Below are 9501 nucleotides of genomic sequence, written 5' to 3'. Positions count from 1 at the left end.
TGGGGTGTTTCTTTTCTTCTATCCGCCCGGGCGGGCGGGTTTTGGTGAGCCGCCCCCGCGGCCCGGCCCCCCTTCAAGGGGCCGGAAGCCGGTGATTTCGATTGTGCCACGCAAGTGTCAGTGGTCATGTAATTATCCAGTCCTCGCAGCGACGGCGATCAACCTCGACCAGAACGCCGTCATCCGCACGTTCTTCCGGCACCCATGAAGCGTGAAGCTGGGAGATGCCGCCCGTGGAAGTGCAGGACCTGCGCGCGAGCCGCTTCCCAGCTTTGTGGTCTCCTCCTCCAGCTGGCGCAGGAGGTTGGTGACTGCCTCAGGCGGCGTGCGTCCGTCGCGTGCGTCGTGCCTGTCGCGCCGCCCGGGGCTCCTCGGGGGTGGCCGGTGCCTCGTGGTGGATCGGGCCGTCCCCGGCGTTGAGCGGCAGGCAGCTGCCGCCGCGCCGGTGGGCGATGATCTCGGCGGCGACGGACACGGCCGTCTCCTCGGGGGTGCGGGCGCCGAGGTCGAGGCCGATGGGGGAGCGCAGCCGGCCGATCTCGGCCTCGGTGAGCCCGACCTCGCGCAGCCGCGCCTCGCGGTCGCGGTGGGTGCGGCGCGAGCCCATCGCGCCGACGTAGCCGACCGGCAGCCGCAGGGCGCGTTCCAGCAGCGGGATGTCGAACTTGGCGTCATGGGTGAGCACGCAGAGCACGGTGCGCCCGTCGATCCGGTCGAGCTGGGAGTCGAGGTAGCGGTGCGGCCAGTCGACGACGACCTCGTCGGCCTCGGGGAAGCGCTGCTTCGTGGCGAAGACGGGCCGGGCGTCGCAGACGGTGACGCGGTAGCCGAGGAAGCGGCCGATCCGGACGACGGCGGCGGCGAAGTCGATGGCGCCGAAGACGAGCATCCGCGGTGCGGGCACGTAGGACTCGACGAAGCAGGTGACGGTGCCCTGGTCGCGGTCGTCGCAGGGGCGTCCGTCGAGGCCGAGCACGATCCGGCCGGTGCGTCCGGCGTCGAGCATGGCCCGGGCCTCGGTGACGATCGCCTGTTCCAGCGCGGTCAGGAGGTGTCGCGCGGGGCGCGTCGCCGCAGGGGCGGCGGCGGGCGACGGCTGGGCCGTCGAGGAGGTGGGGGGGAAGGCGGGGGAGAGGGCGCCGTGGTGGGTGTCGGCGGTGACGGCGACGGTGGCGCCGACGAGTCCGTCGGGCCCGGCGATCACCCGGGCGAGCGCGACCGGGGTGCCGGAGGCGATGTAGGCGATGCCGGCGTCGAGTCCGTCGTCGGCCCCGGGCCGGATCGGCTGGACGAACACGTCGAGGACGCCGCCGCAGGTCAGGCCGACGGCGAAGGCGTCCTCGTCGCTGTAGCCGAACCGCTCCAGCACGGGTTCGCCGGACTCGATGGCGGCCTGGCACAGCTCGTAGACGGCGCCCTCGACGCAGCCCCCGGAGACGCTGCCGATCGCCTCGCCGGCCGCGTCGACGGCCAGGGCCGCCCCTGGGTCGCGGGGCGCGCTGCCGGAGACGCCGACGACGGTGGCCACGGCGAAGGAGCGCCCGGCCGCGTGCCAGGCCTGCAACTGCTCGGCGATGTCCTGCATGTCGGGGAGCTCCTTACACAAGCGAGGGTAGACGGGAGGTGCCGCCGTACGGGAAACGATTCCCGCACGGCGGCGGTGCGGCCAGGCCCTGTCCGGCCGAGAAGGCCTAGTGCACGCCCAGCCAGGACTTGATCGGGGTGAGCGCGAAGTAGACCACGAAGACCCCGGTGAGGATCCACATCAGCGGGCCGGGCTCGCGCCACCTGCCGGTGCCCGCCTTGATGACCGTGTACGAGATGACGCCCGCGGCGACACCGGCGGTGATGCTGTAGGTGAACGGCATCAGGGTGCAGGTGAGGAAGGCCGGGATGGCGACCTCGCGGTCGGACCAGTCGATGTGCCGGGCCTGGCTCATCATCATCGAGCCGATCACGACGAGGGCGGCGGAGGCCACCTCGGTCGGGACGATCGCGGCGAGCGGCGAGAAGAACAGCATCAGCGCGAACACGCCGCCGGTGACGGTCGAGGCGAGGCCGGTGCGGGCGCCGTCGCCGACACCGGTGGCGGACTCGACGAACACGGTCTGGCCGGAGGCGCCGGACAGGCCACCGATGGCGCCGCCGGCCCCGTCGATGAACAGGGCCTTGGAGAGGCCGGGCATCCGGCCCTGCTTGTCGGCCAGCCCGGCCTCGGTGCCGACGCCGATGATGGTGGCCATCGCGTCGAAGAAGCCGGCCAGCACCAGGGTGAAGACGGCGACCGAGGCGCTGATGGCGCCCAGGCCGTGGCTGCCGAAGGCACCGAAGAGGTCGACGTGGCCGAAGAGGCCGAAGTCGGGCGCGGAGACCGGACTGCCCGGCCACACCGGGGCGGAGCTGACCCAGGTCTTCGCGGGGAGGTCGGCGACCGCGTTGATGACGAAGGCCGCCACGGTGCCGCCGGCGATGCCGATCAGGATCGCGCCGCGGACGTTGCGGGCCAGCAGGACGAAGATCGTCAGCACGGTGAGGCAGAAGACCAGGACGGGCCAGCCGGCCAGCTCGCCGAAGGGGCCGAGCGCGAGCGGCGTGGGGCCGCCGGTGTGCACGAAGCCGGCCTTGACCAGGCCGATCAGCGAGACGAAGAGGCCGATGCCGATGGTGATGGCGTGCTTGAGCGGCAGCGGGATGCCGTTCATGATCTTCTCGCGGAGCCCGGACACGACCAGCAGGACGATCAGCAGGCCGTAGATCACGCACAGGCCCATGGCCTGGGGCCAGGTGGTGTGCGGCACCACCAGCGCGGATATCACGCCGGAGACCGAGAGTCCGGCGGCGACCGCCAGGGGGACGTTGCCGACCACGCCCATCAGGATCGTGGTGACGGCTGCGGCGAGCGCGGTCGCGGTGGTGAGCTGCGCGTGGTCCAGCTTGAGGCCGTTGACGTCGGCGCCGCTCAGGATGATCGGGTTGAGCAGCACGATGTAGGCCATCGCCATGAAGGTGGTGAGGCCGCCGCGGATCTCGTTGCCGAAGGTCGATCCCCGGGCCGTGATCTTGAAGTACGCGTCCAGTGCGTTCTTCGGCGCGGGCACGGGCGCGGGGGCGGGCGCGGGGGCGGTGGCCGGGGCCGGCGTGGCGGTGTCGTCCTCGGCGGGTCTTTCTTCCGTGGGGCGGGGTTCCGTGGGGCTGTGTTCCGTGGGGATCTGGGTCATGTCCACTCCCAAGTGTCAAAGGGGGTTGGGGTGGGCGAGCCGACCTGACTGCCAGTCAACGAGGTTGGCGCAGGGGGACTGCTCGACTCACTGGGCGCACTGTGGCGGTGCCTGCGGTGCGTGGGTGGTGCGCACCGCTGCAGAACCCCGGCGTGGGAGAGGCAGCGGGATGGTGCGGTCGTGTGCCGGTGGGTGGTGCACGCGAGTGGGGGTGGCGCGGTGGAGCGGCCCCGGGGCGGCGGGGAAGACGGTCGCCGCCCCGGGGAGGTTCTCCTGCACCCCGGCCGTGCTCCCCGGGGCCCGGAGCCCGGGGGAGCTTGCGGGCTCCGGGGGCGTCAGGCCCCGGGGGCCTCCGTGGTCAGGTGCTCGGGCCGGACCGGGATCCGGTTGAGGGCCAGGCCGGTGGCGTTGCGGATGGCTGCCACGATCGACGGCGTCGCCGACACGGTCGGGGCCTCGCCGACGCCGCGCAGCCCGTACGGGGCGTGCGGGTCGGGCAGTTCGAGGATCTCCACCGGGATCGGCGGGGTGTCGAGGATGGTGGGGATCAGGTAGTCGGTGAAGGAGGCGTTGCGCACCTTCCCGTCCCGCACGATGATCTCCTCCATCACGGCGAGGCCGAGCGCCTGGGTGCAGCCGCCCTGGATCTGGCCGACGACGGAGAGCGGGTTGAGCGCCTTGCCGACGTCCTGGACGGCGGTGAGCTCGACGACCTTGACCAGGCCCAGTTCGACGTCCACGTCGACCACCGCGCGGTTGGCGCAGAAGGTGTACTGGACGTGGCCGAAGCCCTGCCCGGTCTCCTTGTCGAAGGGGACGGTCGGGCGGTGGTGGTGTTCGCGGGTGAGGTCGATGGCCTCCTCGCCGAGCAGGTCGACCATGGGGACCAGCACGCCGGCGCTCTCCGAGACGACCTTCCCGGCGATCAGCGTGATGTCGCCGTGGGTCCAGCCGTAGCGGCGGCGGCCCTTCTCGATCAGCGCCCGCCTGACCGCCTCGGCGGCCAGCTTCACGGCGCCGCCGGTCATGTACGTCTGGCGCGAGGCGGAGGTCGATCCGGCCGATCCGACCTCGGTGTTGGCCGGGTGGATGGTGACCAGTTCGACGCCCAGCTCGGTGCGGGCGATCTGGGCGTGCACGGTGACGCCGCCCTGGCCGACCTCCGCCATCGCGGTGTGCACCATGGCGACGGGCTCGCCGCCGATCACCTCCAGGCGCACCCGGGCGGTGGAGTAGTCGTCGAAGCCTTCGGAGAAGCCGACGTTCTTGATGCCGACCGAGTAGCCGACGCCGCGCACGATGCCCTCGCCGTGCGAGGTGTTGGACAGCGCCCCGGGGAGCTGGCGCACGTCCGGGTGCTCGGTGTCCAGCGGCGGCGGCAGCGGCATCTCCTTGGCGCGCCGCAGCAGTTCGGCGACCGGGGCGGGCGAGTCGATCTGCTGGCCGGTGGGCATGCGGTCGCCCTCCGACATGGCGTTGAGCTGCCTCAACTCGACCGGGTCCATGCCGAGTTCGGCGGCCAGCTTGTCCATCTGCGACTCGTAGCCGAACGCGGCCTGGACGGCGCCGAAGCCGCGCATGGCGCCGCAGGACGGGTTGTTGCTGTAGAGCGCGATGGCGTGCATCCGCACGTTCGGGATCACGTACGGGCCGTGCCCGAGCGAGGCCGCGTTGCCGACCACGGCGGGCGAGGCGGAGGCGTACGCGCCGCCGTCCAGCACGATCCGGCAGTCGGCGAAGACCAGCTTGCCGTCGCGGGTGGCGCCGTGCTCGTAGTGCATCCTGGCGGGGTGGCGGTGCACGTGGCCGAAGAAGGACTCGTCGCGGGCGTAGACGATCTTGACGGGCTTGCCGGTGTGCTGGGCCAGTAGGCAGGCGTGGATCTGCATCGACAGGTCCTCGCGGCCGCCGAAGGCGCCGCCGACGCCGGCCAGGGTGAGCCGGACCTTCTCCTCGGGCAGGTCGAGCACCGGGGCCATCTGCTGGCGGTCGACGTGCAGCCACTGGGTGGCGATGTAGAGGTCGATGCCGCCGTCCTCGGCGGGCACCGCGAGGCCGGACTCGGGGCCGAGGAAGGCCTGGTCCTGCATGCCGACCTCGTAGTCGCCGCTGACGACGACGTCCGCGAGCGCGCGGACCTCGTCGGTGACGCCGAGGCCGGAGACCAGCCGCTGCTCGTGGCAGATGTTGCCGTACCCGTGCGACTTGTACTCGTGCGGCTCGTGCACGTAGCCGTGGGTGGCGGGGTCGAGGCACTGCTCCTCGGTGACGATCGGGGTGAGCACCTCGTACTCGACCTTGATCTTCTTCACCGCGCGGCGGGCGGTCTCCGGGTGGTCGGCCGCGACCAGGGCGATCGCCTCGCCGTGGTAGCGGACCTTGTCGATGGCCAGGGCCGGCTGGTCCTGGATCTCCAGCCCGTAGTACTTCGCGCCGGGGATGTCCTGGTGGGTGAGGACGGCGTAGACGCCGGGCACCTTGAGCGCCTCGGAGATGTCCACCGACAGGATGGTGGCGCGCGGGTGCGGCGAGCGCAGCGCCGTGCCCCAGAGCATGTCCTCGTGCCACATGTCGGAGGAGTACGCGAACTCGCCCTTGACCTTGAGGTGGCCGTCCGGGCGCAGCGGCGAGCCGCCGATGCCGTCCTTGCTGGCCTGCCGGATGTCCTGGAGGTTCTTCTGCCCCTGGATGGTGCGGGTGGTCATTGCGACACGGCCTTTCCGGCGCACGTGCGGGCGGACGCCAGCCGCACCGCGTCCATGATCTTCTCGTAGCCGGTGCAGCGGCAGAGGTTGCCCGACAGCGCCTCGCGGATGTCGTTGTCGCTCGGCTGGGCGTCCCGCTCCAGCAGCGCGTCGGTCTGCACCAGCAGCCCGGGGGTGCAGAAGCCGCACTGGACGGCGCCGGCATCGATGAACGCCTGCTGGACGAGGCCGAGTTCGCCGTTCTCGTCGGTCAGCCCCTCGACCGTGCGCACCTCGCGGTCCTGCACCTGGCCGGCCGCGACCAGGCAGCTGCAGACCGGCACGCCGTCCAGGTAGACCGTGCAGGAGCCGCACTCGCCCTGCTCGCAGGCGTTCTTGGAGCCCGGCAGGCCGACCCGCTCGCGCAGCACGTACAGGAGGCTCTCGCCCTCCCAGACGTCGTCCGCCTCGACCGGCTTGCCGTTGGCGGTGAAAGTCACCCTCATGCCGCGCTCCTGATCTGCTTGCTGTAGTCGTTCCAGGTCCAGGTGAGGGTGCGGCGGGCCATCACGGCCAGCGCGTGCCGGCGGTAGTCGGCGGTGCCCCGGACGTCGTCGATCGGCGAGGCGGCCGCCTTGACCAGCTCGCCGAAGCGCTGGACCACCTCGGCGCCCAGCAGGTCGCCGGACTCCCAGAGGCCGCGCTCGGCGAGCACGCCCCCCAGGTACTCCTCGGCCTCGACGGCGCGGCGCGGCGTGGGGGCGGCCGAGCCGATGCCGGTGCCGACGGTGCCGTTCTTCGGGTGGAGGGCGAAACCGAAGGCGCAGACCGCGATCACCATGGCGTTGCGGGTGCCGATCTTCGAGAACTGCTGCGGGCCGTCCGCCACCGGGATGCGCACGGCCCGGATCAGCTCGTCGGCCTCCAGGCTGTTGCGCTTCACGCCGACGTAGAAGTCGTCGATCGGGATCAGCCGGGTGCCGCGCACGGAGGCGGCCTCGACCAGGACGTCCCGGCCGGCCGCCAGCAGCGCCGGGTGGGAGTCGCCGGCCGGGGAGGCTGCGCCGAGGTTGCCGCCGACGCCGCCGCGGTTGCGGATCTGTGGCGAGCCGACGGTGTGGGCCGCCAGCGCAAGCCCGGGCAGCGGCCCGGACAGCTCGTCGATGATCCGGGAGTAGGGGACGGAGGCGCCGAGCCTGACGACGCCGCCGTCGTTCGACCACTGGGTGAGCTCGGTGATGCGGTTCAGATCGAGAATCGCGGATGGCCGGTGCACGTCGAAGTTCAGCTCGACCATGACGTCCGTACCGCCCGCGATGGGCAGTGCGGTCGGGTACTCGGCCTTCGCCGCGAGTGCCTCGTCCCAGGTAGCGGGCCGAAGGAACTCCATGCGGGTGTCTCCTCAAGTCGTCGCCTGCCGGACGGGTGGGCACAGTGCCCGGAACTCGGTGTTCGGACCTCTCAACCAACCGCTTCGTCGCCTCCGCGTCGGGCCCCGGTCACCGGGCTGCGTCCGGCGGCGTGTCGCCCAGTGAACCGCCGCGACGGGGCCCACAGGCAGTCACCGATGGCATGAAGCCCCGGCTGTGCTCCCGCCCGGCATCCTGTACGTTCCTCTAAGGAGAGGAATGCGCAGCCCAGGTGTTCACCAGGTGCTACCTACGACCGTAATCCGGCCGTGATTCGCAAGCGACGGGCCCGTGATCCGGTCGCCCGCCCGGACGTGACGACAAGTACGGATGTTCGGGCACACTGTGACCCCCGACCGAACGCTCGGGCCTCCCCCGTTCGGCCCACCCCCTCAGCCCCATCCCACCCTCAGCCCCGTTAGGAGTCCGCGGATGCGTGTCCGTGACCTGCTCGCCCCCGGCGCCCCGCGACTGCGCCTGCTCGCGGCCGAGGACGAGCTGGACCGGCAGGTCAGCGGCGTCATGACCACGGACCTGCACGACCCCGGCCGCTACCTGCACGGCGGCGAGCTGGTGCTCACCGGCATGCTGTGGCGCACCGCCCCGGCCGACTCCGAGCGGTTCGTGCGGACCATCGTGGCCGGCGGCGCGGTCGCCCTGGCGGCCGGCGAGGCCGAGGTCGGCCCGGTGCCCGAGGACCTGGTGGAGGCCTGCCGGCGGCACCGGATGCCGCTGCTGGCCGTCCCGGACGACATCGCCTTCGGCACCGTCACCGAGTTCATCGGCCGCCAGGTCTCCGCCGACCGCGCCGCCGACCTCGCCGCCCTCGTCGACCGGCACCGCCTGCTGGTCTCGGCGGCCGGCGGCGGCGGGCTGGACGCGGTGCTGGACCTGCTCGGCGGCGACCTCGACCTCGACTGCTGGGTGCTCACCCCCACCGGCGCGGTGATCGCCGGCCCCGCCGACCGCCTCCCGGCCGAGGACCGCGACCAGTTGGTCCGCGCCCACCTCGGCGCCCAGCGCCAGCGCCGCCGCCCCCCGCACCGGGCCCGCCTGGCCGGCGGCTCCTACTCGCTGCTGCCCGCCCCGGCCTCGGCCGACCACCAGGCGCCGCTGGCCGACTGGGTGCTCGCGGTGGCCGGCGACGTCACCGAGTGGACCGCCAAGCGCCAGCAGCTCGCCGAGAACCTGGCCCGGCTGGTCGCCGCCGAGCGCCACCGCCGCGACGAGGGCCGCCGGCTGCGCCGCCGCCTCGCCGACGAGGTGCTGGCCCTGCTCCAGCGCGACGCCGACCCGGCCGAGATCAGCCGCACCCTGTACGCCTCCACGGCGATGGCCGCCCGCTACGAGAGCGTCGAGCCCAAACCCCAGGCCCAGGACGGGTCCTGGCTGGTGCTCAGCGCCGAGGGCACCGGCCTGCCCGAGGGCGTGGTGCGCGCCGTCCTGGAGGAGGCGCTGGGCGGCACCACCGACCGCGCGCTGGTCGCCGGGGCCGGCTCCGGCGCCGTCGTGGTGCTGCCCGCCCTGGACGGCCCGGTGCCCGCCGAGACCCTGCGCGACCTGCTCGCCCCGCTGGAGGCGGGCCTCGGCTCGGAGGGCCGGATCACCCTCGGCGTCTCCGCCCCCGCCTCCGAGGCCGGCGGCCTGCGCGGCGCCCTGGAGGAGGCCCGGCACGCCCGCCGGATCGCCGCCGCCCGGGTCGGCCGGGTCTGCGTGGCGGGCCCCGAGGAGCTGGCCTCGCACGTGCTGCTGCTGGCGGCCGTCCCGGACGAGGTCCGCCGCGCCTTCCGCAGCCGGCTGCTGGACAAGGTGATCGCGTACGACATCGAGCACCAGGCGGACCTGGTCCGCACCCTGGAGGCGTTCCTGCGCTCGGACGGCTCCTGGACGCGCTGCGCCGCGCAGCTGCACGTCCACGTCAACACCCTGCGCTACCGGATCGGCCGGATCGAGGAGCTGACCGGCCGTGACCTCTCCCGGCTGGAGGACCGGGTGGACTTCTACCTGGCGCTCGAACTGGCCTGACGGGTCGGGACGGCCGGGTCCGAGGGCTGGGCCTGACGGCCGGGCCTGAGAGCCGTGCCGCATGCAGGAGGGGGGCGGCCCGCGGGGGTGGGGGGGGCGCCGCCGGGCAGCTTCGTGGGACGGGGGGGGAAGGGGGGGGGAGAAGAGGGCGGGGGGTAGGCGGGG

The 9501-nt window shown here is 73.0% G+C and carries 6 protein-coding genes; 1 reads left to right on the top strand and 5 read right to left on the bottom strand.

Features of this window, described 5'->3' with window-relative positions; all coding sequences use genetic code 11:
* Positions 1 to 316: 316 nt before the first annotated feature.
* The 5 genes from ACFV6D_RS10455 to ACFV6D_RS10435 form a co-directional block, all read right to left on the bottom strand.
* Complete coding sequence (locus tag ACFV6D_RS10455) at positions 317 to 1585, bottom strand: XdhC family protein (protein WP_063350018.1); 1269 nt, start codon at positions 1583 to 1585, stop codon at positions 317 to 319.
* Between the two features lie 106 nt (positions 1586 to 1691).
* Positions 1692 to 3218 carry an NCS2 family permease gene (locus tag ACFV6D_RS10450; protein ID WP_380559182.1) on the bottom strand — a complete coding sequence of 509 codons (1527 nt, stop codon included), beginning with the start codon at positions 3216 to 3218 and terminating at the stop codon, positions 1692 to 1694.
* Between the two features lie 335 nt (positions 3219 to 3553).
* On the bottom strand, positions 3554 to 5923 hold the full coding sequence (pucD, locus tag ACFV6D_RS10445) for a xanthine dehydrogenase subunit D (RefSeq protein ID WP_063350019.1): 2370 nt from the start codon (positions 5921 to 5923) through the stop codon (positions 3554 to 3556).
* Positions 5920 to 6408 carry a (2Fe-2S)-binding protein gene (locus ACFV6D_RS10440; protein WP_063350020.1) on the bottom strand — a complete coding sequence of 163 codons (489 nt, stop codon included), beginning with the start codon at positions 6406 to 6408 and terminating at the stop codon, positions 5920 to 5922. Before ACFV6D_RS10440 ends, pucD begins: the two co-directional genes overlap by 4 nt.
* Positions 6405 to 7292 (bottom strand): xanthine dehydrogenase family protein subunit M, encoded by an 888-nt coding sequence (locus ACFV6D_RS10435; RefSeq protein WP_063350021.1) that lies wholly within the window; start codon positions 7290 to 7292, stop codon positions 6405 to 6407. Before ACFV6D_RS10435 ends, ACFV6D_RS10440 begins: the two co-directional genes overlap by 4 nt.
* A 451-nt stretch (positions 7293 to 7743) precedes the next feature.
* Between ACFV6D_RS10435 and ACFV6D_RS10430 the strand changes: the two genes are divergently transcribed.
* Positions 7744 to 9336: a PucR family transcriptional regulator gene (locus ACFV6D_RS10430; RefSeq protein ID WP_380340180.1), complete on the top strand. Its 1593-nt coding sequence runs from the start codon at positions 7744 to 7746 to the stop codon at positions 9334 to 9336.
* The last annotated feature ends 165 nt before the right edge of the window (positions 9337 to 9501 follow it).

Source organism: Kitasatospora sp. NPDC059812 (genome assembly GCF_042732075.1).
GTDB lineage: Bacteria > Actinomycetota > Actinomycetes > Streptomycetales > Streptomycetaceae > Kitasatospora.
This window is presented reverse-complemented; position numbering and strand designations above follow the sequence as displayed.

Excerpts from the sequence above, each read along its gene's own strand:
- pucD (WP_063350019.1), bottom strand. The coding sequence starts at position 5,923 with ATGACCACCCGCACCATCCAGGGGCAGAAGAACCTCCAGGACATCCGG.
- ACFV6D_RS10450 (WP_380559182.1), bottom strand. The coding sequence starts at position 3,218 with ATGACCCAGATCCCCACGGAACACAGCCCCACGGAACCCCGCCCCACG.
- ACFV6D_RS10440 (WP_063350020.1), bottom strand. The coding sequence starts at position 6,408 with ATGAGGGTGACTTTCACCGCCAACGGCAAGCCGGTCGAGGCGGACGAC.
- ACFV6D_RS10430 (WP_380340180.1), top strand. The coding sequence starts at position 7,744 with ATGCGTGTCCGTGACCTGCTCGCCCCCGGCGCCCCGCGACTGCGCCTG.
- ACFV6D_RS10455 (WP_063350018.1), bottom strand. The coding sequence starts at position 1,585 with ATGCAGGACATCGCCGAGCAGTTGCAGGCCTGGCACGCGGCCGGGCGC.
- ACFV6D_RS10435 (WP_063350021.1), bottom strand. The coding sequence starts at position 7,292 with ATGGAGTTCCTTCGGCCCGCTACCTGGGACGAGGCACTCGCGGCGAAG.